The sequence below is a fragment of the Mesorhizobium sp. 1M-11 genome (assembly GCF_001303895.1).
Lineage (GTDB): Bacteria > Pseudomonadota > Alphaproteobacteria > Rhizobiales > Rhizobiaceae > Mesorhizobium.
This window is the reverse complement of the sequence record NZ_LJSD01000044.1, coordinates 34,882-59,930: the sequence shown is the minus strand read 5'-3', so window position 1 is coordinate 59,930 and position 25,049 is coordinate 34,882. Positions and strand designations below refer to the sequence as shown.

25 protein-coding genes are annotated in these 25,049 nt (G+C 62.2%); 7 read left to right on the top strand and 18 right to left on the bottom strand.

Annotation, left to right across the window (positions count from 1 at the left end; translation table 11 throughout):
• The first annotated feature begins 31 nt into the window (after positions 1 to 31).
• Entirely contained in the window at positions 32 to 595 is a 564-nt protein-coding gene (locus tag AO692_RS19170) for a dual specificity protein phosphatase (RefSeq protein WP_200911759.1), read from the top strand.
• Positions 596 to 654: 59 nt separating this feature from the next.
• Here AO692_RS19170 and AO692_RS19165 read toward each other — a convergent pair whose 3' ends face one another.
• The 4 genes from AO692_RS19165 to AO692_RS19150 form a co-directional block, all read right to left on the bottom strand.
• Positions 655 to 894, bottom strand: a complete 240-nt coding sequence (locus AO692_RS19165; protein ID WP_054311650.1) for a hypothetical protein — start codon at positions 892 to 894, stop codon at positions 655 to 657.
• A 142-nt stretch (positions 895 to 1,036) separates the two neighbouring features.
• On the bottom strand, positions 1,037 to 2,656 hold the full coding sequence (locus AO692_RS19160; RefSeq protein WP_054311649.1) for an FAD-dependent monooxygenase: 1,620 nt from the start codon (positions 2,654 to 2,656) through the stop codon (positions 1,037 to 1,039).
• A 19-nt stretch (positions 2,657 to 2,675) separates the two neighbouring features.
• Positions 2,676 to 3,089 carry a hypothetical protein gene (locus AO692_RS19155; protein ID WP_210168302.1) on the bottom strand — a complete coding sequence of 138 codons (414 nt, stop codon included), beginning with the start codon at positions 3,087 to 3,089 and terminating at the stop codon, positions 2,676 to 2,678.
• A gap of 135 nt (positions 3,090 to 3,224) precedes the next feature.
• The gene (locus tag AO692_RS19150) at positions 3,225 to 4,397 is read right to left on the bottom strand and encodes a serine hydrolase domain-containing protein (protein ID WP_244483413.1); all 1,173 of its coding nucleotides are present in this window, start codon (positions 4,395 to 4,397) and stop codon (positions 3,225 to 3,227) included.
• 99 nt (positions 4,398 to 4,496) lie between these two features.
• Between AO692_RS19150 and AO692_RS19145 the strand changes: the two genes are divergently transcribed.
• From AO692_RS19145 to AO692_RS19125, 5 genes are all read left to right on the top strand, one after another.
• The gene (locus tag AO692_RS19145; protein ID WP_054311646.1) at positions 4,497 to 5,402 is read left to right on the top strand and encodes a LysR family transcriptional regulator; all 906 of its coding nucleotides are present in this window, start codon (positions 4,497 to 4,499) and stop codon (positions 5,400 to 5,402) included.
• A 27-nt stretch (positions 5,403 to 5,429) separates the two neighbouring features.
• Positions 5,430 to 6,113: a helix-turn-helix domain-containing protein gene (locus AO692_RS19140; protein ID WP_054311645.1), complete on the top strand. Its 684-nt coding sequence runs from the start codon at positions 5,430 to 5,432 to the stop codon at positions 6,111 to 6,113.
• Between the two features lie 82 nt (positions 6,114 to 6,195).
• Positions 6,196 to 6,756 carry a dihydrofolate reductase family protein gene (locus AO692_RS19135; RefSeq protein WP_054311644.1) on the top strand — a complete coding sequence of 187 codons (561 nt, stop codon included), beginning with the start codon at positions 6,196 to 6,198 and terminating at the stop codon, positions 6,754 to 6,756.
• Positions 6,757 to 6,877: 121 nt separating this feature from the next.
• Positions 6,878 to 7,810: an alpha/beta hydrolase gene (locus AO692_RS19130; protein ID WP_054311643.1), complete on the top strand. Its 933-nt coding sequence runs from the start codon at positions 6,878 to 6,880 to the stop codon at positions 7,808 to 7,810.
• A gap of 98 nt (positions 7,811 to 7,908) precedes the next feature.
• Complete coding sequence (locus tag AO692_RS19125; protein ID WP_054311642.1) at positions 7,909 to 8,328, top strand: MarR family transcriptional regulator; 420 nt, start codon at positions 7,909 to 7,911, stop codon at positions 8,326 to 8,328.
• 28 nt (positions 8,329 to 8,356) lie between these two features.
• Here AO692_RS19125 and AO692_RS19120 read toward each other — a convergent pair whose 3' ends face one another.
• From AO692_RS19120 to AO692_RS19055, 14 genes are all read right to left on the bottom strand, one after another.
• Positions 8,357 to 9,154 (bottom strand): IclR family transcriptional regulator, encoded by a 798-nt coding sequence (locus AO692_RS19120; protein ID WP_054311641.1) that lies wholly within the window; start codon positions 9,152 to 9,154, stop codon positions 8,357 to 8,359.
• A gap of 66 nt (positions 9,155 to 9,220) precedes the next feature.
• Positions 9,221 to 10,204 (bottom strand): TRAP transporter substrate-binding protein DctP, encoded by a 984-nt coding sequence (gene dctP / locus AO692_RS19115; protein ID WP_054311640.1) that lies wholly within the window; start codon positions 10,202 to 10,204, stop codon positions 9,221 to 9,223.
• 25 nt (positions 10,205 to 10,229) lie between these two features.
• Positions 10,230 to 11,501 carry a TRAP transporter large permease gene (locus tag AO692_RS19110; RefSeq protein ID WP_054311639.1) on the bottom strand — a complete coding sequence of 424 codons (1,272 nt, stop codon included), beginning with the start codon at positions 11,499 to 11,501 and terminating at the stop codon, positions 10,230 to 10,232.
• Positions 11,498 to 11,971, bottom strand: a complete 474-nt coding sequence (locus AO692_RS19105; RefSeq protein WP_054311638.1) for a TRAP transporter small permease subunit — start codon at positions 11,969 to 11,971, stop codon at positions 11,498 to 11,500. Before AO692_RS19105 ends, AO692_RS19110 begins: the two co-directional genes overlap by 4 nt.
• Before the next feature lie 201 nt (positions 11,972 to 12,172).
• Positions 12,173 to 13,009: an SMP-30/gluconolactonase/LRE family protein gene (locus AO692_RS19100; RefSeq protein WP_054311637.1), complete on the bottom strand. Its 837-nt coding sequence runs from the start codon at positions 13,007 to 13,009 to the stop codon at positions 12,173 to 12,175.
• Positions 13,009 to 14,814: a CoA-transferase gene (locus tag AO692_RS19095; RefSeq protein ID WP_054311636.1), complete on the bottom strand. Its 1,806-nt coding sequence runs from the start codon at positions 14,812 to 14,814 to the stop codon at positions 13,009 to 13,011. The genes AO692_RS19100 and AO692_RS19095 overlap by 1 nt, the downstream gene beginning before the upstream one ends.
• Positions 14,814 to 15,605: an enoyl-CoA hydratase/isomerase family protein gene (locus tag AO692_RS19090; RefSeq protein ID WP_054311635.1), complete on the bottom strand. Its 792-nt coding sequence runs from the start codon at positions 15,603 to 15,605 to the stop codon at positions 14,814 to 14,816. Before AO692_RS19090 ends, AO692_RS19095 begins: the two co-directional genes overlap by 1 nt.
• Entirely contained in the window at positions 15,602 to 16,807 is a 1,206-nt protein-coding gene (locus tag AO692_RS19085; protein ID WP_054311634.1) for a CaiB/BaiF CoA-transferase family protein, read from the bottom strand. Before AO692_RS19085 ends, AO692_RS19090 begins: the two co-directional genes overlap by 4 nt.
• A gap of 16 nt (positions 16,808 to 16,823) precedes the next feature.
• Positions 16,824 to 17,609: an SDR family oxidoreductase gene (locus AO692_RS19080; RefSeq protein WP_054311633.1), complete on the bottom strand. Its 786-nt coding sequence runs from the start codon at positions 17,607 to 17,609 to the stop codon at positions 16,824 to 16,826.
• 1 nt (position 17,610) lies between these two features.
• Complete coding sequence (locus AO692_RS19075; protein WP_054311632.1) at positions 17,611 to 18,612, bottom strand: ABC transporter permease; 1,002 nt, start codon at positions 18,610 to 18,612, stop codon at positions 17,611 to 17,613.
• Between the two features lie 48 nt (positions 18,613 to 18,660).
• Complete coding sequence (locus AO692_RS19070; RefSeq protein ID WP_054311631.1) at positions 18,661 to 20,181, bottom strand: sugar ABC transporter ATP-binding protein; 1,521 nt, start codon at positions 20,179 to 20,181, stop codon at positions 18,661 to 18,663.
• On the bottom strand, positions 20,171 to 21,154 hold the full coding sequence (locus AO692_RS19065; RefSeq protein WP_054311672.1) for an ABC transporter permease: 984 nt from the start codon (positions 21,152 to 21,154) through the stop codon (positions 20,171 to 20,173). Before AO692_RS19065 ends, AO692_RS19070 begins: the two co-directional genes overlap by 11 nt.
• Before the next feature lie 127 nt (positions 21,155 to 21,281).
• Complete coding sequence (locus AO692_RS19060) at positions 21,282 to 22,307, bottom strand: sugar ABC transporter substrate-binding protein (protein WP_054311630.1); 1,026 nt, start codon at positions 22,305 to 22,307, stop codon at positions 21,282 to 21,284.
• A gap of 53 nt (positions 22,308 to 22,360) precedes the next feature.
• The gene (locus AO692_RS19055; protein ID WP_054311629.1) at positions 22,361 to 23,509 is read right to left on the bottom strand and encodes an extracellular solute-binding protein; all 1,149 of its coding nucleotides are present in this window, start codon (positions 23,507 to 23,509) and stop codon (positions 22,361 to 22,363) included.
• Between the two features lie 322 nt (positions 23,510 to 23,831).
• Here AO692_RS19055 and AO692_RS19050 point away from each other — a divergent pair, with 322 nt between their 5' ends.
• Positions 23,832 to 24,998 carry an ROK family transcriptional regulator gene (locus AO692_RS19050; RefSeq protein WP_244483412.1) on the top strand — a complete coding sequence of 389 codons (1,167 nt, stop codon included), beginning with the start codon at positions 23,832 to 23,834 and terminating at the stop codon, positions 24,996 to 24,998.
• Positions 24,999 to 25,049: the final 51 nt, after the last annotated feature.

Below are 25,049 nucleotides of genomic sequence, written 5' to 3'. Positions count from 1 at the left end.
CATGAACGTGAACCACCATGACAGCCGTCCGATGACCGAGGAAGAGGAAGATCGCCTTCCGGTCTTGCTGCCGGTCCTTTCGGATATCGACGACACCGGAAAGACGCTCTTCATCGGCAACGCGGTCGCGGCAAACGATGCCGACCTGCTTCTGCGGAATGGCGTCACCTCGACGATGAACCTGGCGGTGAATGTCGAGATGCCGCCACTGTCCTTAAGCGACGGCACGGTCCTCAGGCGCACGCATATCGGTCTGATCGACGGACCTGGCAATATTGCCCAGCATCTCCTGGGAGCTGTGCTGGTGCTGCACGGGATCATCAACCAGCAAAGCCCCGGCAAGGCGCATTATCCGCCTCATCGCGCCGGTAATGTGCTGGTGCATTGCCGGGGTGGGCGCAGCCGCTCCGCCGGCACCATCGCGCTCTATTTGCACCTGTTTCGACCCGAGCGCTTCCCTGCTTTCGAGGATGCATTGCTTCATGTGCGCATGTGCCGGGGGCTGGATGAAACCCAGCCGCAAGCAGCCATGCTCGATCTGTGCCAGCAGGTTCTCGTGATGAACAAAAGTGCAAATAAGGCGACGGGCATATAGGCGAAGCGCTTATGGCGATGCGCCGGGACGCTAGCGGACCGGCGCAAGCCTCAAGGCGCCTAAATGTCGTTGGCTATGGACGTATCGTCACGACGCTCAACCGGAACGTCGCGCTTCAACAACTCACCAAGGACGTGTGCCGTTTCCCGCAGCAACCAATCCAAATCGTCCGGCTGCAATTTGTCTTGATGATCGATTGCATCCATTACCGTGACCAGCAGATCGACGCCTCTCTGGTGGAATTGCATCCCTGCCTCGTTTGTTGCCGCATATTTCTCGCGAGGAGAAAAGACCATCATTCGCGCCGATGCTCAAGCGGGAACTAAACCATGGCCGAGAGCGGGCCAGTCGCGAAATGACCGCGCTACGTTGCCTGCCGCTGCCGCCCGTGCCAGGGGTCAAAGCGCCACCTTTTCAGCGACCTGTTGGTGACAATCCTCGCTAGCCCTCTTCGAACGGGCTGCTAGCAAGCGCTTGGTCCGGATGAAGGATGGAGGCCCAAACGCGCCTCAACGTTACCTCAGGTTTGTCGACGGTGGTTCGCACGCGCCAGGCGACGATGCCATCCGGCCGAACCAAGACAGCGCCAGTATCGGTGACGCCATACTTTTCCTCCCATTTCCCTTCGACGTCCCGCACATCCTGTCCTAGCCGGTAACAGGAGATGCCGGCGCTTTTCCTTTCCGCGATCTGTCGCGCGGCCCTGCACCAGGCCTCACCCCGCGGACCGGCCAGCAACACGAAACCGCGGCCGAAAAGATCGAGTATCGAGCTTTCGGTGTCGTCGCGCTCGACCATCATATGAGGCGCGCGCGTGCCCGGTTTTCCGGCCAATGCCGCAAACGGCTCGAATGGCGGCGTCTGCGGTGGCGGTCCTTCGGCCAGCAGGGCGCCGCTGTCATAGCGCTGCCCGAACACGACGTCATAGTCGTTGACGATTTCGACCGGTGGCGGCAGGCGCTTTGCTGGATCGTCGAACCATTTCTGAAGACGGGCGAGCGCCTGCGCCACGGTCGCTTCGATAACCGGGCGGCGCTCGACATCATAAGTATCGAGAAGCTCCGCCGGCGCCTCGCCGCGAATGACCATGGCGAGTTTCCAGGCCAGATTGTGCGCATCGTGGATACCGGAATTGCCGCCGAAAGCACCCGGCGGCGGCATGAGGTGGGCAGCGTCACCGATCAGGAATGAGCGTCTCTGCCCGAAGCGGTCGGCTGCATAGGCTGAAACTTCCCAGGCGCGCGCATCGACAAGCTCTGCCTTGATATCGGAACGTCCAGCCGCTCGAACCACGAGATCGCGGCAGCGGTCCCGGTCGAAATCCTCCGGGCGTTCTCCCTTGTCCGGAAAGTACTGGAGCGCCAGCAGCCAGCGGCCTCCCTCACGTGGGATGACGGAAGCGTTGAGGTCCGTCACGAAGAATGACGTCAGGCGCTTGCCGTCGATGGTGGGTGGCAGGTCCGTCTCGAAGATGATGTTCATCCAGTGCTGCAGTGCGCCGACACCGCTCCTGCCGATGCCAAGTGTCTCACGCAGCCGCCCATTGGCGCCATCGGCAATGACGAGATAGTCGGCGGTGACGGTCTCTTCGCTTCCCGTGGAGCGATTTCTCAGACGAGCACGGATCCCGCCGGCTTCCTGGTCGACGGCCGTGCATTCGGTCGCGAAGCGGATGTCGGCGCCGAGCTTTTGCGCATGGCGCCTCAGGATGGGTTCCAGCACATGCTGGTCGCAGGTTGCCGGCTGCGTCGGGCTGAAGGGGCTCGCATCCGGCCAGGCTGGCCCGCCCCATTGAATGGCCGGATCGGACAGGTTCCGGCCTCTTGCCAGGCCGCCGCCCTGCTGGTCGCCGGTCCGGTTCGCGCGGATATCGTCCTCCAGGCCGAGACTGCGGAATATCTCCATGCTGCGCGGCGAGATGCCGGCGAACTTGTACTGGATGGAGGTGCCGGGATGGCGTTCGACGACAACGCAGCCAACGCCGTGTTGGGATAACAGACAGGCAGCCGTCAGGCCGTTCAAGCCTCCGCCGACGATGAGGACCGGGTGATCGTTTTCCATCGATGTCTCCAAACGGGGGTCAGTAGAAGCGGGCGATCATCATCGAAGCCACAGTGAGCATGAGCAGCCCGGCGGCGGCGCGATTGCCCGTGGTCATGCTGCCGACGAGCGCCGACTGGCTCTCGGGCGATGTGGCCGCCAGTGCGCCTCGGGCGCGGCCGACGAACAGGATCTGGACAGCAGCCGCCAGGACCGCTGCCACCAGCCCGACAAGCAGAATCTGCTCGTGCAGGCCGAAGCTGCCGCCAAGCTGAAACCACCACATGCCGGCGCCGGTGGCCAGGGTCATGGCCGCCGACCCCATCTGGAATGGAAACAGTCTGGCGGCGGAGGCATCGCCCAGATTGGCCATGGCAGAGGTCGACCCTGCCCAGAACACGCCCGCCAGTACATGGATCGTGAGCGTTGCGATCAGCGGATAAAGGTCCATCATGGTCTCCTCGTTTTCTGGCTTTACTTGGTTTGTTTGTTTGATTAGTCAATATATTTGACTCATCAAACTATTTTGCTAGGCTTCTGCATGTCATGGAATTATCGCTACCAATCTGCTGGCCAGCCGGGAGAAGCCTCATCTCGGGTCGAGCTGTGTGGCTGCGGCGATAATGTGTTTGGGAAACTGCCCCAGCATTCCTTCAAAGGCTGTGTTGGTCAGTGCAATCACCGACAAAGACCGTTCGAAATCGATCGCCCACATATGTCCATAAACACCACCCCAACTGACGGAGCCCTTGGACAAAGGCGATTGAGCCGAAGCCGGATCGATCAACACGGATCCCATCCAGCCAAACCCCCAGCCCGGTCCTTGCGTCTTGGCCTCTGGGCCGACCCTTTCCTGGCGGGCTGCATGCCGAAGTGCGGAACTCAAGAACATGCCGTCACGGTAAGCTTCGAGCAATCGCAGCATATCCATGGCGAGGCCGGCCATGCCTGCCCCGCCCGAAGGAAAGGCTTCGCGTCGGTAGATGCGGTGAGGATCGAAACGCACGCCGGCCCCCGGTATGCCCGGAAGCGGAACATCCACGATCGTGTCGACCAGCAAAGGTCCGTGCTCGCCGTCGCGATACGGAACAGCCAGGTCGTCGCCGCTCCAGTGGAAAGAGGCACGGAGTTTCAGCGGGCGCAAAACCAGCCTGTCCATTGCCTGCGGGAGCGGCGCCCCGGCAGCAGCCGAGACCACCGCGCCGAGGACATCGGTCGCCACGGAATAGCGCCATGTGACGCCCGGTGCACGATCCAGCGGAACCGACGCTATCCTTCGAAGATTCTGATCGAGCGACAGCGTCGCTTCGTCCAATCCATCGGATATACCCATCACATGGTAGGGTCCGTCCGCCGGTTGCTGAAAAGCGTAGTCGAGCCCGGCAACATGGCTCATAAGATGGCCGACCGTGATCCCGGCCGGGTTGCCCTCTTCGGTCCTGGGCGCGAAGCAGGGGAGCCACCGCGAAACCAGGTCGTCGGCCGAGAGGGCGCCGGCTTCAAGCAGCTTGAGCGCCGCCATCGTGGTGAAGAGCTTCGACAGCGAGGCAAATCTGAACGGCGTTTCGACGGTCATCAGCCTTCGAGTTTCGCGATTGGCCAGCCCGGCGGCGCGCTGGTAGATCAACGTGCCGTCCCTGGCGACGAGCACCACGGCGCCCACAATGCGCCGTTCCAGAAGCGCCAGGTCAATCGCTTCATCGATTGCGGTGAAATCGCCGGGTTGAAATTGCTCGGCGGCGGCCATGTATCGGGCAGACATTCCATGCTCCCTCGGCGAGATGATCACCGAACGACTATAGGTGGGGCATTCCTTAAGCTCGACTTGGCGATGCCTTACAGATTCTGTAAACTTTGCTTCATGATCGACCCGGCGGTTCTGCACCTGATCCCGACATTCCGCGTTGTGGCCCAGTGCGGCGGGTTCACGGCCGCGTCGGGACGTCTTGGCGTCTCTGCGTCAGCGGTTTCGCAGACCATCAAGAAGCTGGAAGAGTTGATCGGCGTGCGCCTCTTCGAGCGAACAAGCCGGAGTCTTCGCCTGACCGATAGCGGTGAAGAGTTTCTGCAATCGATCGGGCAACCGCTGGACCAGATCGAAAGCGCAATCGACATGTTGTCGAACCGTGCCGGTTTACCGGCCGGTGTGCTTCGTGTCACCTTGTCCCGGCTCGCCGCGAAGACCTGCATTTTGGACAGGATGGTGGAATTCGTCCAAACCTACCCGGGCGTCACCCTTGAACTCTCCACGGACGACCGCTTGGTCGATATTGTGGCCGGTGGTTTCGATGTTGGCATCAGGATGCGCGAGACGCTGGAAAACGACATGATCGCCCGGCCAATCGGAATACCCCTGCGCCGCAGTCTTCTGGCCTCGAAGGCCTATGCCAGCCGGCACGGAGTGCCGTCGACAGTCGATGATTTCGCCAATCACCGCTTCATCCGCTATCGGTTTCCCAGGAGCGAGCGACTTGCGCCGCTGGAATTCGGCGCCGACGACCAATTGAAACTCGTCGATCCAAATCCGTTTCTCGTGCTCGACGACGACAATCACATCTCAACCGCTGTTCGCGCGGGCCTCGGTATCGCCCAGCGATACCGACAGACCGAAGAGGACGCGATCGATAGCGGCGAGCTCATCGAGATCATGCCTCGATATGAACCTTCACCGGTTCAGTTTTTCGCATACTACCCATCGCGACGGCAGCAACCGGCGAAACTGGCTGTGTTTCTCGATTGGTTTTGCGGTCGGGCACGAAGCCAATGAACTGTGGTCCCGCAGGAGGGTGCGCGGATGGAATGGGCGACAACCATTTTCCCGATCGAGAGCCGGGTCGAGCCATCGGACTTCGTGGAACGGATCTGGCGCACACACAGTGTCGCCGCGGATTCCATGATCTCCGTTGCCGTCCCGCATTGGCAGATCGTCGTCGTCAAGCAGGCCGATCGGCCGGCAAGCATGTTGGTGCGCGGACCTGAGACTGCGGCCAGCATCGTGGGTATCCCGCGGGATGCCGAGTTCCTGGGCATTGAACTCAAGATCGGCACATTCATCCCCGATCTCGCTCCCGATACGCTCGTCGACATCGGCAAGGAACTCGCCTCGACATCGCCGAGCCGGGTCCAACTGGCCGGATCGAGTTGGGAAATCCCGAACTTCGAAAACGCTGCCGACTTCATGCGGCATCTGGCAAGGGCTGATGTGCTGGTCCGCGATCCGATCGTCGACCAGACGCTGTCGCGCAAGCCGGTGGAGGTCACCGAACGCTCCGTCCAGCGCCGTTTCCTGCGCGCCACCGGCCTGTCCTACGGCATGGTGCGTCAGATCGAGCGCGCCGAGCGCACCGCCGCCCTGTTGATGGCCGGTACCTCCATTCTCGATGCGGTCGACATCGCCGGCTATTCCGATCAAGCGCATATGACGCGGTCGCTGCGCCGGTTTCTCGGCAAGACACCGGGCAGCCTGACCCGGTCCTGACACTGTCGTTTTCTTTCAAGACCCGAAGTCCCCTCGAATTGTAGCTTCCCTCCATCAACCACGCAGTTTGACGGAGACAATCATGAGAAAGATCATCAATTCGACCTACATCACGCTGGACGGGGCGGTCGGAGACCCGCACGAATGGCCAAGTCTCGGCACGTCGGGCAAGGCGGCCAGCTACGACATCCAGATGGAATTGCTGCAGGCCTGCGACACGCTTCTGCTGGGGCGCAGCACCTATGAGAGCTTCGCCCAGGTCTGGCCGACCATGGCCGGCGATGCCATGGCGGACTACATCAACGCCATGCGCAAGCTGGCGGTGTCGACCACGCTTCAGAATCCCGCCTGGAACAACACCGAGATCATCAGCACCGATCTCGTCGAGACGATGCGGGCGCTGAAGAACCAGCCCGGCAAGGACATCGTACAGTATGGGCTCGGCGAGGTCTCCTTCGCGCTCATGGAAGCCGGGCTGGTGGATGAACTACGGCTGTGGGTGCATCCGTTCATCCTCGGCCGGAGCGGACCACGGACGCCGCATTTCCTTGCCTGCCCACGGACGTCGCTGGAGCTGGCAGGTTCGCGGTCGCTGCCCAACGGCATCGTCGTCATGAACTACAACTGCCGGCGCGAAGCCTGAGACACCTGACCGGCCGAGGTGCCGGCCGGGATCCGGAACCATCCGAAAATCCGTACTCACCGCAGCCGGCGCCGATCCTGCGCCGGAACGATGAACCTCACCATCCACAGGAGAACCTGTCATGACCACTCAACACCTGCTCTCGAAGCAATCCTTCAGCCGCCGCAGTCTCTTCATCGGCGGCGCGGCCGCCGGCTGTCTGATCGCCACACATGCGGTCGCTGCGCAACCGCTCATGGCGGCAAACGATCGATCGCCGGCCATATCGGGCACAACGCCCGTCGGCGGCATCTACTATGAAGTCCATGGCGGCCCGCTGGCGGCCGGCAGGACACCGTTCGTGCTGATGCATGGCGGCTTGATGACCATCGAGACCGCCTTCGCACCTGATCTGCTGCCCAGGCTTTCCGCAATCGCGCCGACCATCGCGATTGAATCGCAGGGCCATGGCCATACGCCCGACCGTTCGGGCCCTATGCAGCTTGACCAACTGGTGGCCGATGTGATCGGCGTACTCGATCATCTAGGCGTCCCTGCCGCGCATCTGATCGGCCACAGCCTCGGCGCGCTGACGGCAGTCGAAATGGCGATCCGCCAGCCGGATCGCGTCAAGTCTGTGACGTCGCTCAGTGGCGTCTACAGCGTCGAGGGGCAATTGGCCGAGTTGATCGCCCTGCAACGCGATCCGACGCACAAGCCGTCGGCGGAACTGGCGCCGCTGCTTCCGACTCCCGAGGACTTTGCGGCGTGGGCGGCGAGCTTCGACCGCAGTGGCGGCAAGTCGGCAGGGATGTTCGACCTGGCAAACCGCATCAACCAGATGCGCGACCGTTGGGGCCGCTGGACGTCGCAGGAACTGGCTTCGATCCGTGTTCCGACATTGCTGGCGATCGGTGACAGGGATTTCACACGCATCGACCATGCCGCCGAAATGAAAACGCTCATTCCAGGCGCACAGCTTGCCGTGCTGCCGGGCACGACCCATCTCGGCATGATCAGCCGCGGCGACTGGCTGGTCCCGATGATCCTGTCGGCGATCGGGCAGGCAGAGTGAGGAAGGCGATAAACTTCACCGACGTCACGCTGGCAAACGAAGTCGCTCATGGTAAGGCTGCATGTACCCTGTCTTTTTGAGAGAACAAGCCGGTAGACATGTCCGCCAATCCCCGCGCCGCTAAAGCATGGCGGCTGATGTTCGACTTCCTGATGCGTTCATCGCCGCAGCGCCTGGAAAGCCTGGAGAAGCGCAAGCTGACGCCGAACGACACACGGGCGCTTTTCACCTTGCAGGAAGGGAATGAGAAGCCGATCGGAACGCTTGCCGAGGAATGGAACTGCGACCCGTCCACGGCGACCTGGCTCGTCGACCGCCTCGAACGCGCCAGCCTCGTCAACCGCATTGCCTCCACCGAGGACAGGCGCAAGAAGCTGGTGCGGCTGACCAAAAAAGGCGCAAAGACAAAGCACGACCTGATGGCGGAATATTATCGGCCGCCGTCGGATCTGGATACGCTCACGGACGATGAGCTGGATGACCTTATCGCTTTGCTCGGCAAGCTGGGTGCGGGCTAGGTTGCTCTCGAAGCAGGTACCGATGAAGTCAGACGGCCAGATGGTTTGACTGCCGCTCTTCGCGCCAGCCCAATGCCGCGGAAATCTTCAGCGCGGTAGCGGCCACCGCTGTTTCAGCTTGATCCGCATCGACAGACAAGCCTGTCTGATCCAGAAACGGAACGGTCAGCGCAGCGGCGACGCTGCCGCGATGGTCGAAAACAGGCCTGGTGAGGTTGGTTACCCCGGATACCACCAGACTTGGCCGGCGTTCTCCACCATCGACCAATATCGTCTTGATGCGTTCCGGCAAGGTATCCGCCATTTCCGGCGTCGAAGCGATGCACGCCTCGATCAGGGCCTGTCGGTGATGTTCCGGCTGATATGCCAGCATCACAGCGCCTGAGCTGGTCTCGGCGAGCGGGAACTGAGCGCCGAGACGCACCGCATAGTGCATCGGCCTCGGCGCATCGACCTGGGCCACGATCAGCACTCGTGCACCGCTCAGAACCGCCAGGTGACAGGATTGCTGCGAAAGGGTCGCGAGCTCTTCCATCAGCGGCAGTGCGACGGAGAGCAGTCGATTGGTCGGTGGGTTCTCGTGGGCAAGCTCGAACAGTCTGAGGGTAAGCACGAAGTAATCCGAGTCCCGATCCCGACGGATGTAACCGCGGGCTTCGAGCGCGAGAGCGATCCGGTAGATTTCTCCCATCGAACGCCCGAGCGTGCTTGCGATCGCTGTCAGGGACAGAGGAGAGGGGGAACTCGCAAGCAGCTCGATGATGTCGAGACCCTTTTCGAGCGCCGGCGCCCGGTAACGACTGGCTGCGTCATTGTCCTCTGTCATGTGGGTTCTCCAGCGCTACTGGAGCGCATCTCAGGGCGATGCGCTCCCGTCAAGTCCAAGATGCGTCTAGCGACCGAGTTGCTTGCGGATATCAGCGACCAGATTGGGCGACCATTCCGGGAACGCATTCTGGATCGAGTTCGCTGCGTCTTCGAAGGCCTGGCGATCCACGTCGTCGACAATGGTCATGCCATGTTCCTTCAAATCCGCCACGGCAGCGTCGTACCCTTTGGACGTCTCCTCGGTCATCCAATCGCAGGCCTTCTCGGCTTCGGTCTGAAGCGCTGCCTGCTGGTCGGCGTTGAGCGCGTCGAAGGCACTCAGGCTCATGATGACGATCGACGCGTCGAGAATGTGGTTGGTCTTCATGTAGTATTTCGCGCTCTCATAGTGCTTCTGGTCGATCACGGCGTTCGGCGGCGCTTCCGCCGCATCGATCACGCCTTGCGACAGCGCACTGTAGACCTCGGCCCATGGCAGCGGCGTCGGCTGCCCGCCCATCGATTTGACAAGCTCGGTATAGATCGCCGCCGGTTGCACGCGCATTTTCAGGCCTGCCGAATCCGTCGGGGATCTGACGGCCTTGCTGCGCGTATAGAGGTCGCGGGTGCCGAAGTTGAAGAAACAGAGCGATTTGATGTTGTACTGGGCGAGATCCTTTTCCCACCCCTTGACCAGATCCGAATTCGCAACCTTGCGCACCTCATCCCAATTCTTGAACAGGAACGGGTGAACCATCACGGAGTAGTTCGGAACATATTGCGCAATCGCGCCGGGGCCGACATGGGTGATGATGTTGGCGCCGAGCGTCAGCTGTTCCAGCACGGCCGAACTCTCTCCAAGCTGCGCACTGGGGAAGAGCTCGATCTGAACCTGGCCGCCGGCGGCCTTTTCCATTGCCGTCTTGAGACGTTCCGCCCCCAGATTCACGATATGCGTCGGCGAATTCATATGACTGAAGCGCAGCACCGTCTGGTCGGCTTGCGCGGGCATTGCCGCCGACACAAGACCGGCCAGCAAGGCTGCCACCGCGAGCGTTTTGTATTTCATTCCATTCCTCCCGAGTGATTTGCCGTCAGAGATAACCAAGCCATGTCGCGGTGCCTGGGACGGCCGCGATGAAGGCAGCGATGGCGAGCAGCATCGCCAGCCAGGGCAGCGATTCCCTGATGAAATCCTGCAGCGGCGTTTTGGTAATCGCGCAGGTCGTGAACATGATCGTTCCGACCGGAGGCGTGATACCGCCGAGGTGGATCATGTAGACGAAGAAGATGCCGAAATGGACGGGGTCGATACCGAGTTTCATGGCGGCAGGTGCGAACATCGGCGCCAGGATGAGGATCAGCGCGGTCCCTTCCACGAACATGCCGGCGATCAGAAGCAGCACACCGACGATTGCGAAGAGCATCCACCGGGTGCTCGACGCGCCGACGAGCATCTCCGCTACCTGCTGCGGCAACTGCTCGAATGAAAGCGTCCAGCTCAGCGCGGCGGAAGCAGCCAATACGATCATGATGACGCTGGTGGTGCTGGCAGTGGAGAGGAGGGCGCCAAACAAGTCCTTCCACTCGCATTCGCGATAAACAACGCAAAAGATAAGCGAATAGACCACCGCCACGGCGCCGGCTTCCGAGGCGGTGAAGATGCCGCCGCGGATGCCGAGCACGATGATGACCGGCATCAGCAATGCGGGCACCGCACCGAGAAAAGCGCTGCCCATTCCAGCCTTGTTCACCGGCAGGCTGTCGCGGCCATATCCGCGCTGCTTGGCGATGAAATGGGACATGGCCATCATCGCCGCGGTCATGATGAAGCCGGGCAGGATGCCACCCATGAACAGGCGGCCGATCGACGTATCGGTGACGAAACCGTAGAGGATCAGGCCGATGCCCGGCGGGATCATCGGTGCGATCAGCGCCGAAGCTGCCGTCACCACGGATGCATAGGCCGGGCTGTAGCCGCGCTTGATCATTTCGGGCACCAGGGTCTTGGCATCCATCGCGGCATCGGCGTTCGCAGAGCCCATCATGCCGGCCTTGAGCGTCGACAGGACGATGTTCACCTGCGCAAGGCCGCCGACCATGCCTGCTGTCAGTGCCGAAGCGAAATCCATCAGCCTGCGCGTGATGCCCGAGATGTTCATCAACTCGCCCGCGAGGATGAACAGCGGGATGGCTATCAGCGGGAAAGATTGCGTGCCGACAATGATGTTCTGGACGAACGCGACTTCGAGAATTGCCGGATCGGCCAACGTCATGGCGATGCCGGTGCCGAGCAACACAAAGGCGATCGGCAGGCCGATGACGGTCAGGGTCAGAAAGACACCAAGGAGAGCGGTAGGGCTCATGCGCTTTGCCTCCCGAGGGCAGGACGGCCCATGACACTCATTGCAAGCGCCCAGGCTTCGTAAAGGGCGAAAACCGTGAAGCCCGCAGGCATCGCCAGATAGACCCACATCATTGAAATCCGCATCGAGGCGATCTCCATGCGCGTGCGCATGGCAAGATCCCACGAGTGGCGGATGAGAAAGATCATGATCGCGATCATCAGCAACTTGACGGCGATGCCGAGCGCCTTGGCGATAGGAGCAGGAAGCAGTGCGGTGAAAAGGTCGACCGCCATATGCGAGCCTTCGTGGGCTGCCTGGGCAAGGCCCAGAAAGACCAGCCAGACGAACAGGACCGTCGCCAGATCAAAGCTGAAGATCAGCGGAGTGTTGAGCACGTAGCGGAACACGACGGCGATCGCGACAATCGCGACGATCACCGCGACAAGGCCCATCAAGAGTGCCCGATAGGCGGAAAGAACGATGGTCACTGGGCCCTCCCTGCATGCTGCCATCTTGCCGGGCAGCTATTTTCAATAATGCAAACAGATTTTATATGCGAAATCAAGTTGGTTATGGTGGCCAGGCTGGTCCATCCCTAAGGTTGTCGAGCCTGGTTGCGGGCTTGCCGCCCAATACAGTCGAGCGGCTGTGGCGTGGCGCCGCGGCTGCCGCACCGTTGCAACTGGCGCTCAACGAGCCAGCAGCTTCAGATCGATCTCAGTGATGTGCCAGCGGCCGAGGTTGGCCGTGTACAGTTTGTCGCCCTTGAAGGCTATGTTGGTCGGATGGGCAAGCGTCGTGGCAGCCGGGTCTTCGATCAGAAGTTCGAGACCGGCGCCAGCGCGCCAGCGATAGATGCGGCTTGGCTCATAGCAGGAAATAAACAGTGAGCCGTCCGGGGCGAAGGCGAGGCCGTCGGGGACGTTTGCGACATTTTCGATCGCAACGCTCTTCTCTCCCGCCGAGCCGTCATCGCGAATACCCACATGGCTGACACGGGCCGCGTCGCTTTCGACGACATAGAGGCCCTTTCCGTCCGGTGCCATCGCCATCCCGTTGGCAAAGGACATCGGGTCGCGGCACCACGGACCACCGTGGCCGCTTCCAACGTCATAGCGGAAAATGCCGGCACCACTACGCGCGCCGTCGCTGTCGGACACGTAGAGCCATCCCTCACCTTCATCGATGACGGGGTAGTTCGGCACCCGGATGCCGGACGATGCGAAACGGGCCATTTCGCCGGTGGCGGCATCCCAGCGGAAGACAGCTGCGTGTTTAAGGTCGCAGGCGAAGCAATTACCGGCGCCGTCGAAGGCGATTCCGAGCAGGAAACCGCCGGTGCCGCCCATCCGTTCGACGCTGCTTCCATCGGCTGCCACGCGAAGGAGCTCTCCCGTCTCGGTGCCGCACCAGATCGATCCGTCTCGATGGATCGCGACACCTTCGGGATGCGCAACGCGCGGATTGGTGAAGATACCGTCGAAAAAGACGCGGGCGGCAGACATGTCGAGCAGCGGCGTTGCCATCAGACTCCGCCTCTTGCCGCACTTGCGCTGCTGGCAACCGAAGAGTTTCGCGCAGCAAGACAACGCCTCACCATGTCGCGATCCGCCGCCAGGATCTCGGCGATCAGGGCGCCGCGTTCCTTGGCGTTGACGAACTCCAGCCGGCGCAGCCCCAGCGGATCGATCCGATTGCGCAGGATGTCGAGCGTCTCGGCGTCAGGCGGCCGGACCTCGTGGCAGTCCGGATCGAACGTCATCGCAAATCCGGTGGCATCGCGAACCTTGTCGGGTGTGACACCCGGCATGATTTCGGCGACAACCAGTTCGCGTGTGAATGGATCCAGCCGGAAAATACAGAGGTCGGTAAAGACCAGGGCCTTGCCGGTCCGGTAGCCCAGTGCTTCGCGCTCGGCTGGCGTCAGCAGCCCGCGCGCCGAACTTGCGATCTCGACCTTGTCCACGACGGACTGCGGCGAATGCCGTGGAACGTAGAGCAGATAGTCGCGGTGCATGTTGGCGACATCGGCCATGCCTCCTTGGCCGGGGAGGCGGATGACGCCACCGTCGCGCTTCCGCAGCGCGATGGTGTTGACCCGGCCGAGGCGGTCGACTTGCGCGGCGCCGACGATCTCATGCGTGACCGCGCCTGCCTGGTAGTAGATCGAATATGTGTCGTCGCCGCCCGCATGGGCCACTGCCGTTTCGGCGTCGAGGCTCTCGATCAGCGACAGGATCATCGGACTTGGCGCGATGTCGAGATGGCCGCAGCTCAGCGTGGCGATGATCATGTCGGGCGCGTGCGTGGCCTTGGCCAACCGGTAGGCGACATTGGCCAGGGGGGAAACCGCGCCTGCGCTGGCGAAGCTCTCATTGTCGAGTTCGGCGGCGATCCGCGCGGCCATGATTTCGTCCAGCGACGCCGCGGGCGGAACCTTTTGTATCGAGGGCGTGGAAAGAGCGGAGACGTCGCTGGCCACGATGCCTGCGGCCGAAAGGACGAACGCCGGAATGTCACCATCGCGAGGTGCCAGCGCGTCGCCGAGGGAGGCACCGCCGCCAAAGACGCGGGTCAAAGCCTCGTAGTCCGTCGTGTAGAAGGGCAGGCAGGAGGCCGGATAGGCGCCGCCTGGAGCCTTCGCGATGGCCGTCACCTGGTTGCGCGTCACGATGCTCTGGCGGCCGTCGTTCCGTAACGCGCCGACGGGCACGATCTCCTCGACCGTCACCAGCACCCGCCGCGCGGCGCCGAGCATGGCGAAGTCGAGGGCGCGCGGGCCAATGATCTGGACGTTGCCGCTTTCATCGGCGCGCTGGGCATGAAGGACAAGGGTGTCGATCCGCAGGGCGGGGATAACGCCGACGGCCGAGCCGTCGACGACATCCACGGTGCCGACCGCGCCTGGAACGCGCGCCAGCATGTCCGATCCGACAGGAAGCTGGAACGGCATGGACGGCAGATTCTGCTGCGCGGCCCGTAGCGCCTGGATCATGGCAAGCGCGGTCCAGTCGCGCACCGGCAGGGTGTTTTTTTCCGCAACCGCCCGAAACCGTGGCGGCAGGCCGAAAATGTCGAGGCTGGAGAAGCAGATGTCTATTTCAGCAACCGCTTCCGCCTCGAGCAGTAGTTCGAGCGGCAGCCCGCCGGCCCAGGAAACGTAGCGCAGGTCCCTGGTGCCCGACCGAGCTATGGCGCGAAGCATGGCAATCGGAAGTCGTGCGAAATGGTGGCCGCCGACACCGAAGATGTCGCCAGGTTTCACCATCGCCGCCAGATCCTGGAGGCCGACGAAAGGCGGGCGGTTCGGCTTTACGAGCGAGGTTCTCATCAATTCGCCTTGCCGGCGCGGGCGGCGCTCTTTTCGGCGAATTCGCGGACGCGTTTCTGGCCGATTTCGCTGCGATAGAGCTCGCCAAGGATGTCGCGTTCCATGGCAAGACCCTTGGCGAGGTCGCCGCGGGCCGCATGCGCCGTCAGCCGCTTTAACCCTTCGATGGCGGCCGGTGGCTCGGCGGCGATCATTTCGGCGAGTTCCAATGCCCGCGACATCAGCTTTTCGGCATCCACCACCTCGTTGACCAGACCGGTGTCGACGAATTCCGAAGCAGGCACGATCGCGCCGGTCATCAACAGCATGTTGGCGCGGTTGCGGCCCAGTTTCGCAACGCTCCTTTGCGTCCCGCCGCCGCCGGGAACGAGGCCGAGCTTGATCTCCGGCAGGCCGAGTTTCGCGAACTGGTTGGCAATGACGATGTCACAGCACAGAACCAGCTCCATACCGCCGCCCAATGCATAACCGTTAAGCGCCGCTATCACCGGTTTGCGGTTGTCTTCTATGGCGGCATACATGCGTGTGCCCGCCGCCTGAAAGGCGTCGAAGTCCGCTCCCGTCTGTGCGGCATATTCCTTGATGTCTGCGCCCGCCATGAAGCCACGCCCTTCGCCGGTGACCACGATCGCGCCGATACCTTCATCCTGCGAGAGGGCTTCGAAGGCGGCGGTGATCTCGCCCTGCATCCGTTTGTTCATCGCATTGAGCTGGTCGGCGCGCCGCAGGGTGACGACGGCGACCCGCCCGGACGTCTCGACCGAAAGGGTCTGATACGCTTCCTTGGTCATGCCGCATCCACCGTCATATCGCCGGTTGCCTCGAGTGCTGCGATCTCGTCCTTCGACAGGCCGAGTTCCGCCAGGATCTCGCGCCCGTGCTGGCCGACCAGCGGGGCCGGACGCTCGATCGACGCAGGCGTCTCGCTCATGCGCACGGCGGGTGCGACGACCTTGACCCTGCCGCCGCGCGGATGGTCGTATGTGGTGATCATGCCCATGTGGGTGACCTGCGGATCTTCCGCCGCCCGGCGGATGTCCTTCACTTCGGCGCACCAGATGTCGGCGGCCAGCAACCGCGCCAGCAGGTCCTGGGTGGAGAACTTCTTGGTCTCGGCGTTGACCTTGTCGAAAACCTCGTCGCGCTTGTCGAACAAGGTCTTGAGATCGTCGTAGATGGCAAGCTGCGGTGCTTCCAGGACTTCATACAGTGTCTTGAAAGGGCTCATGGCAATGGAGACGTGGCCGCCGTCCCGGCTTTCGTAAATGCCGAAGGGAGCCTGCATGCCGGGATGGCCGATGCCGGAATTCGGCCTGACGAAATCCTCGCCGAGATTGAGCACGGCCACATATTCCTGATTGAGGTGAGCCAACATGCCGGCGAGCAGGTTCACCTCGATCTTCTGACCCTTGCCTGTCTTCTCCCGGTAGTAGAGTGCCGACAGTATACCGTATACCATGTTCATGGCGCCGATCTGGTCGGCAAGCCCCGCGCCGGCAGGAACGGGCGCCTGATCGCCGCGGCCGGTGTTGGCCACGACGCCCGCCAGGCCCTGGATCAACATGTCCTGGCCGGGGCGCTCGACATAGGGCCCTTCCTCGCCATAGCCGGAGCCGGAGCAATAGATGATGCGTGGATTGACGGCCTTGAAGTCTTCGTAGCCGTAGCCGAGCTTGGCCAGCACGCCGGGCCGGAAATTCTGCACCACCACATCCGCCGTCTTGGCCATCTCCATGATGATCGCATGCACCTTGCGGCTCTTGAGGTTGAGCGCGATCGAGCGCTTGTTGCGGTTCCAGGCGAGGAAGTTCGGGCTCTCGGAACCGCCGACCCATTTGGCGAAGAACGTCATGCCGCGGAACATGTCGCCCGAGCCGGCGCGTTCGATCTTGATGACGTCGGCTCCCATGTCGCCCAGCATCTGAGTGGCGAAGGGCCCCTGCAGCAGATGGCTGAAATCGAGGATACGGATGCCTTCGAGGGCTTTGTTCATGTCAGTCTCGTTTCTTTCAAAGCAAGTCGGGAACGAAGCGCGGGGCGGCGGTCAGGCCGCCGTCGACGCGCAAGTCAATACCGGTGGTGAAACCGGCGGCGTCGGAGGCGAGATAGACAGCCGCTTCAGCGACTTCTTCCGGTTTTCCGATGCGACCGATCGGATGCATCTTCACCCAGGCCTTGGCAAGATTGCCGCCGATCTCGGCGACGACCTTCTCGTTCATGGGAGTGTTGATCGTGCCGGGCGAGATCGAGTTGACGCGGATGTTGAGCGGACCGAACTCGACCGCCATCTGGCGCGTCATCGCCATTACCGCGCCCTTGGCGCCCGCATAGGCGGTCCAGCCGTCGAGGCCGATGTGACCCTGCGCCGACGCCATGTTGATGATCGCTCCGGACTTCTGCGCGATCATATGCGGCAACGCATATTTGCAGCCGCGGAAGACACTGGTCAGGTTGACCTCGATCAGCCGATGCCATTGAGCATCAGTCATCTCATGGACGGGCATTCCGCCGATGGCGATCGCGGCGTTGTTCACCAGGATGTCGAGGCGTCCCGTCTTAGCGATCGCGGTGGCGATGAGGTTGGCGATGTCTGTTTCCTTGGAGACGTCGCAGTGCACGTAGTCGGCGCTGCATCCGGCGGCGCGAAGATCGGCGGCGAAAGTCTCGCCTTGCGCATCGGCGATGTCGCCCAGGAAGACATGCGCTCCTTCCTTCGCCATGGCCTCGGCGATCGCATGGCCGATGCCATCTGCGGCGCCGGTGATGACAGCGGATTTGCCGGTGAGACGTGCCATATCAACCTCCGATCGCGCGACGGCGCTTGGCCTCGTCGAAAGCGACGGCCGCAATGATGATGATGCCGGTGATGACCAGTTGCCATTCGGTCGGCAGCCCAAGACCGCGCAGACCGTTCGACAGGAATTGCAGGATCAGCACGCCGAGTGCCATGCCGGTCAGGCTGCCGATGCCGCCGGCAAGGCTGACGCCGCCGAGCACGGTGGCGGCGACGACCTGGAATTCGAAATTGAGACCGGCCGTGTGCTGCGCCGACCCGACGCGCGCCGCCAGGATGATGCCGGCGACAGTTGCCAGAAGCGAGGAGATGATGAAGCAGGTGAACTTGACGCGACGCACGTCGTAGCCGGCCAGGCGCGCCACTTCGGGGTTGCCGCCGACGGCATAGATCTGCCGCCCGAACGGGCGATGCTGCATCATGTAGGCAAAGATCAGCAGCAGCCCGAAAGCGATGATGGCGGAATAGGGAATGACACCGAACAGGCGGCCGTCCGACAGCGCGATGAAGCTGTCGAGCGCCGCGTCATCGGGGATCGCGCGCTGGCCGGTGTAGAGATAGACGCCACCGCGCAGGATGAACATCATGCCGAGCGTCACGATCAGCGAATTGATGCCCGCATAGGCAGTCAGATAGCCGTTGACGATACCGATGATCAGGCCGAACAGCAGCGCCCCACCGATGCCCAGAACAAGCGACTCCGTGCCGTTCATGATCAGGATCAGCGGCAGCGCAATGGTTGCCAGCAACGCCCCGATCGAGATGTCGACCTCGCCGGAGATGAAGACGATGGCGCAGCCTATGCCGGCCGTCAGCGCGAGCGAGGCCTGGCCGAACACATTGGTCATGTTGCGTACGGAGAGGAAGTTCTCCGCCGTGAAGGAGAAGAAGGCGATCACCAGGACGAGGCAGAGGAACAGCGCCATTTCCTGCCGCTTGAGCAGCCGTGCGAAAAAGGACGATTCCGCCTTGTCCGGAGCGGCCGTCATCGAGGTGTGGCTCATTGCTGCGTGCTCCCGAAAGCAGGCCGATTGGCAGCCATTGTCATCGCGTCAACCGATCGCCGCATTGAGGATCTTCTCCTGTGTGGCGTCTTCGCGCGACATGATCGCGGTGAGGCGGCCCTCGCACATCACCGCGACGCGGTCGGCCAGGCCGAGCAGTTCCGGCATTTCCGAGGTCATCATCACGACTGCCAGGCCCTCGCCCGCCAACCGGTCGATGAGCGCGAAGATTTCGGACTTGGCGCCGACATCGATGCCGCGTGTCGGTTCGTCGACGACGATCACCTTCAAGCCGCGCATCAGCCAGCGTGAGATCAGTACCTTCTGCTGGTTGCCGCCGGAGAGGTTCTTGATTTGCTGGAACAGGCCTGGCGTCTTGATGCGGAAGCGATCGACATATTCCTGTACCGCCTTGCGTTCCCTGGCCGTGTCGATGAAACCCATCCTCGCGAACGTCCCGAGCGAAGCGAGGCTGGTGTTCTGGTAAACCGGCAGTTCGGCCATGAGGCCCTCGGTCTTGCGATCCTCGGTGAGCAGCCCGATGCCGAGGCGAACACCCGTCCGCGTGTCGTGCGGGGCAAGCACGCTTCCGTCTATGGCGATCGTGCCGGCGGTAATCGGGTCGTAACCGACGATCGCTTTTGCCAGTTCGGTGCGGCCGGCGCCCATCAAACCGAAGAAGCCGAGAACCTCGCCGGCGCGCGCCTCGAAGGACACATCCCTGATCTTCTTCGCCGTGCTGAGACCCTGAACCGACAATGCCACCTTCGTGCCTGCGGCGGTGCGCTGGCGCGGGAAAAGATTGTCGATCCGCCGGCCGATCATGTCCTGGATCAGCGTTTCATTGGTGTGTTCGCCGATCGGCCTGGTCGAGATATGACGACCGTCGCGCAGGACGGTCACGGTGTCGGCGATCTCGAACACCTCATCGAGCTTGTGGCTGACATAGACGACCGCGATGCCGAGCGTGGTGAGGCGGCGGATGACGGTGAAGAGCAGGGCGACTTCGTTCGGCGTGAGCGAGGAGGTCGGCTCGTCCATCACCACCACCTTGGCCTCGTGGGCGAGGGCGCGCGCGATCTCGACCATCTGCTGCTGGCTGACCGGCAGCGAACCGGTGCGGGCCGAAGGGTCGACATCGAAGCCGATGCGCTTGAACAGCGCAGCGGAATCGGCCCGGATCTTCTTCCAGTCGATCCCGCCCCCGCGGCCGGTCGGATAGCCTTCCAGAAAGATGTTCTCGGCGACGGTGAACTCCGAGATCAGCGCGATCTCCTGGAACACGACCTTGATGCCTTGCCGCAAGCTGTCGCGCGGCGACTTTATGTCGGCCTCGCGTCCCTGAATCCGGATGGCGCCGGCGTCCTTTTCATAGACGCCCGCCATGATCTTGATCAGGGTGGATTTGCCGGCGCCGTTCTCGCCCATCAAGGCATGAACTTTCCCGGGCTGCAGCACGAGGTCGACATTCTCCAGCGCGATGACGCCGGGAAAGCGCTTGTCGATGCCGCGCATCTCGAGTGTGGGTGTGGCCATATCGGTGGCGGCGTGCAGCAGGTCAGCGGACATTGGCTTTGTTCCGCACGATGTCGAGATAACTCGCCAGGATGATCACCACGCCGGGAACCACCATCTGCAAATCCTGGTTCCAGCCGAGGATGATGATGCCGTTGTCGATGACCTTCAGCACCAGGACCCCAAGCAATGTACCGAACAACGAACCGCGCCCGCCGAGCAGGCTGGTGCCGCCGAGGATGACCGCGGCGATCACGGTAAGCTCGAAGCCGCGGCCGGCCGTCGGCTGGCCGGCATTCATCAGCGATGCGAGGATCATGCCGGCGATGCCGACGCACAGACCGGTGACGACGAAAGCGAGCAGCTTCAGTCGTTCCGAGCGCAGGCCCGAGAGCCGGACGGCCTTCTCGTTTGCGCCCACGGCGTAGAGGTAGCGGCCCAGCGTTGTGAAGCGCAGCGTCACATAGGCGATGATGAAGATGGCGGCGGCGAAGATGACGGGCATGGGGATAGGGCCGACATAACCCGCGCCGAGCCCAGTGAAGCTGGAAAGCTGGTGATGGTTCTGCACGGCTTCCCGGGTGAACAGATAGACGCCGCCCTGGAGCATCATCATCATGCCGATCGTGCCGATCAGGGAATTCACCTTGAGCCTCGTGACCACAAGGCCGTTGACGAGGCCGACACCGCCGGCAAAAGCAAGCGATGCCAGGATTCCGAGTGTCAGGCTGTGGGTCGCGTTAAGCACGGCCATGCCGATGCAGCCGACAAAGGCAAGCGAGGCGCCAACCGACAGGTCGACCTCCGCAGTGATGATCAGCATCGTCATGCCCGAGGCAACGATCAGCACCAGGGCACACTGGCGCAGGATGGCGATGACGTTCGCCTCGGAATAGAACTGCGGCGCCGCGAGCGAGATGGCGATGCAGAGCGCAGCCAGGATCACAGCGAGCACGAGCTGGCTGCTGCCCAGAAGCCGACCGCCCGCAAGTCTCCTCGCTGGAGAAGGATGTACGATCTCGCTCATGTCAAACTGCTCCTCGAAGCCGCCCGCGTGATCGGCAGGGCGCATCGAAACATCGATGGGCGACGTGAATCCGTCGCCCGATCATGAAAGGCTCGCCCGCCGGAGCGGGCGAGCCGATTGACGGCTTCTACTTCAGGTCGGCGGCCGTCTTCATGCATTTTTCCGGCGCCTTCAGTGCGTTCACCGCATCCCATTTGATGCTCCGTGTGCTGGCGTCGTAATCGTAGAACTTCTTCCAGTCTTCGCCGATCATCGGCGCGGTCGGGCTCACGATATGCTCAGGCACCTCTTCGCCGTTGAAGAGTTTTACCGCGGCGTCGATTGCGGTGTACCCTTCCTTTTCGGGGAACATTGCGGCCTCGATGCGATAGGATGGTTCCTTTTCCATCGCGTTGATGAACGCCAGGCCTTCGCCGCCCGTGCCGACCGTCAGCAAAGCATCCTGGGATTTGCCGGCTGCCTTCCAGGCCTGCAGGCCACCCAGGGACGACGAGTCGTTGATGCCGTAGATGATGTTGATGTCGGCGTTCTTGGCGAGTGCGGCGGCGGAAACCTCCAGCGCGCGGTCGGGATTGCCACCGCCGTCGAGGTCATGAACCATGACGGCTTCCGGGACGATCGTCTTGAGGCCATCCATGAAGCCTTGCGAGCGCAGCACCGTGGCCGACAGCAGCGGCAGACCGACATTCATCACCTTGGCGGTTCCGCCAAGCTTCTCCTTGGCATATTTGCCGGCTTCGACGCCGGAGAAGTAACCGGTATCGTAGTCGCAGATGGCGACCATCGTGGTCATGCCCTTCACCGGATTGCCTTCCAGCACCACCGGTGTGTCGTTCGACTTTGCCTGACGCAGCAGCGGTACGACGCCTTCTTCGTTCACCGGTGTGACGATCAGGACGTCGACGCCTTTTGCCATGAAGTCCTCGGCTGCGGCGACCTGCTTGGCGATGTCGAGATTCGCGTCCTGGACCTCGAACTGGATGCCGAGCTCCTTGGCCCGAGCCTGCATGCCCTTGATGACGTTCTGATACCACTCATGCGTGGCGTAGTTGGTGACGTAGCCGATGCGCTTGGGCATGTTCTGCGCCTGCGCGGGCAAGGCGGCCAGCGTGAGCGCCGCAGATGCGAAAAGAACCGACTTGAGCTGTTTCATATTCTTCCTCCCAGTTTTTATGCATGCAATATCGAGTTCGGACGCCGCGGTTGTCAGGCGACGCTTCTTTGCGGGTCAGCCTCCAGCCTGCTTTCGCGATAACGCCGGTTGAGCCACTCCGACAGCTCGTGCACCGAGGTCTCGCCGGCAATTGCCGATGCCACCCGCGGTGCGCATTCGCGGAAGAATGCCATGAAACCGGGATGCGTCGGGCGCAGATAAGACGATTGTATCGACTTGAGCGTTGCGCCAAAGAAGTCGCGCGTAGAGGCGTTGACGCCGTCGTCCTGCCAGGCGGCGAGCGATCCAGGCTGGCCGCCAGCTTTCACATAGCCGCCTCTTTGATATTCGGCCGAGCACAGGTAGAGCGCATAGTCGATGGCAGCCTGGCGATGTTTCGTGCGTGCGCTCACCCCGATGCCGGCGCCGCCGAGCAGAGCGCCGGCACTGTTTTGGGTCGGCACATCGGCAAAGCGCAGATACGGCGCGGACTTTGAGGAATAGTTCACGTAGCCGAAGGCGAAGGGGACGTAGACCACATCCTCGTTCGCGACCATGTGGTCATAGCAGCGGATCGGATTCCACGTCGCCGATCCCGGATGTGATAGTGCCGCGATGTCACGCAATTGCGTTATGGCGCGGTCCGCATCGTCTTTCGAAATGAACTCGTCGCCGTGTTCCTGCGGATTGCCGAGCGTCAGCAGAAGGCACATCGCATCGGTCGGAACCAGCGGCAAGCCAAGCCACTTCCCGTCCTTACGCGCGCGCCGTCCAAGGTCGATCACATCTTCATGGCTGGTCGGCGCGGATCCGTAGCGCGTCAAAAGGTCGGGCCTGTAGGAGGCGACCTGGCAGGCCGCATCTATTGGCAGCGCCCATTGGCGGCCGTCCCGCGCGTAGGATCGCCAGGATGCACCCGTCGAATCCTGTTGGAAGTGCCTCTTGAGATCATCCGACATGAACGCGTCAAAGGGCACCATGAGTTCGCCGCTGGCGATCTCGCCGATGAATGGATGATCGAAGACGATCAGATCGTAGGCCTCAAGCGCCGGCCCGAGTGCTCCTTCGCCGAATTCGTACAAGCTGCGGCGATCCCATTCGATTTCGAGATCGGGGTGCATCGCGCGATAAGGTTCGGTGCTTGCGTCGAGCGGACCCCAGCAGCGCACATGATCCCACGCCAATCCGCGCAGCTTCGTCATTCTCGAAATTTCCTCCTGGCTTCCTTCTTCTCAAATTCATAGTCATTGTTTTCATTTGTGCAAGCAGTTTTTAAATACAAAAATAGCGCGAAGATGGATGGGATGACAGGGCAGCTCCATGCCGGCCGCGTTTGCCGGTGTCTTGTTCGCTCAGTAGCGCCGTTGTCCGGATTTCGGTAAAGCCATGAGGCGGCGGGTCGGATCGGGCAGGGACATTCCAGGAGAAGAATGTACCGATGTCCTCACCAACTGGTTGCCCAGCTTGACCATTGCATGCGATTTGGTTTGTAAAGCTGAATAACAATATTTTCAGGTGATTTGTTTGCAGGGCAGGCGACACGCAATTCCGGCGGCTTCTCTCACAGGCAGCGCCAAGTCGATGTTCCGGCTGCTTGCCGCGCGCGGTGCGTCGACGCGGCCGCAGCTCGGTGAGGTGCTTGGCCTGTCTCGACCGACCCTGTCGGCGGCGATCGCCGAACTGGAGGATGCCGGCCTTGCAAGCAAAGTCGGCGAACTGCAGGGTGCGCTGGGCCGCAAGGCTTCGGTCTACCGCCCCGGCCTGAACGCTGGCCATGTCATCGCGGTCGATGCGGGCTCCACGCATATCCGGCTGCGTGTTTCATCGATCGACCGCAGGCTCCTGCACAGCAGGATCTATCGCCTGCCGTCGAGCCAGTTCTTCCTCGGCGAGGAGATCAGCCGGGCGGTTGCCGAAGAAGTCGCTGCGGCACTGGCGGAAGCGGATCCGGCCTGGGGGCCGCTTCAGGCGATCGGCATCGCCTTGCCCGCGCGCGTGGTCGGCCCGCAGGGAGATGCCAAGGCGACGCGTCAGCAGGCGATTTTCAGCTGTTTCGAGCCGCCTGCCGATATCCCCGTCGTTCTCGAAAACAATGTGAACTGCGCCGCCGTTGCCGAGCATAGCAACGGGATTGCACAGGATCATGAGACTTTTGCCTATGTCCAGATCGGCTTCAAGATCGGCATGGGCATCATGCTCGCCGGCAAGCTGCTGCGCGGCCGTAACGGCGCCGCCGGCGAGATCAGCCACCTGGCCTTTCCAATGGCGAATGGCATGCGGCCGATACCAGGAGAAATCGAGCACTATATGGGCACGGAGGCCCTGATGCAGCGCGTCGTCGGCGAATGGCCACAGTCTGCCAGCGCACCACCCACAGATGCCGCGGATCTCATGGAGCGCGCCGCCGGGGGCGATGCCACGGCGCGGGCCCATGTCGAGCGTCACGCCGAGGACATCGGCGCCATTGTCGCCAGCTGCGTCAGCATGGTCGATCCGGGGCTGGTGGTGTTGGGCGGCGGATTGGGTGCCAATCCACTGATACTGCCGACGGTGCATGAAGTCGCGAACCGGCTGAGTTATCCGGTGGAAGTGCGCACGAGTTCGCTTGGCCAGGACGCAACGGTTCTCGGCATCGAGAAGCTGGCAACCGAACACGCCGTCAACCTGATCCTCGGCGAAGCCAAGCCCTGACATTCCCACGCGCTAGAAAAAAACGGCTTCCACGATTCCTGTTGCGCATCC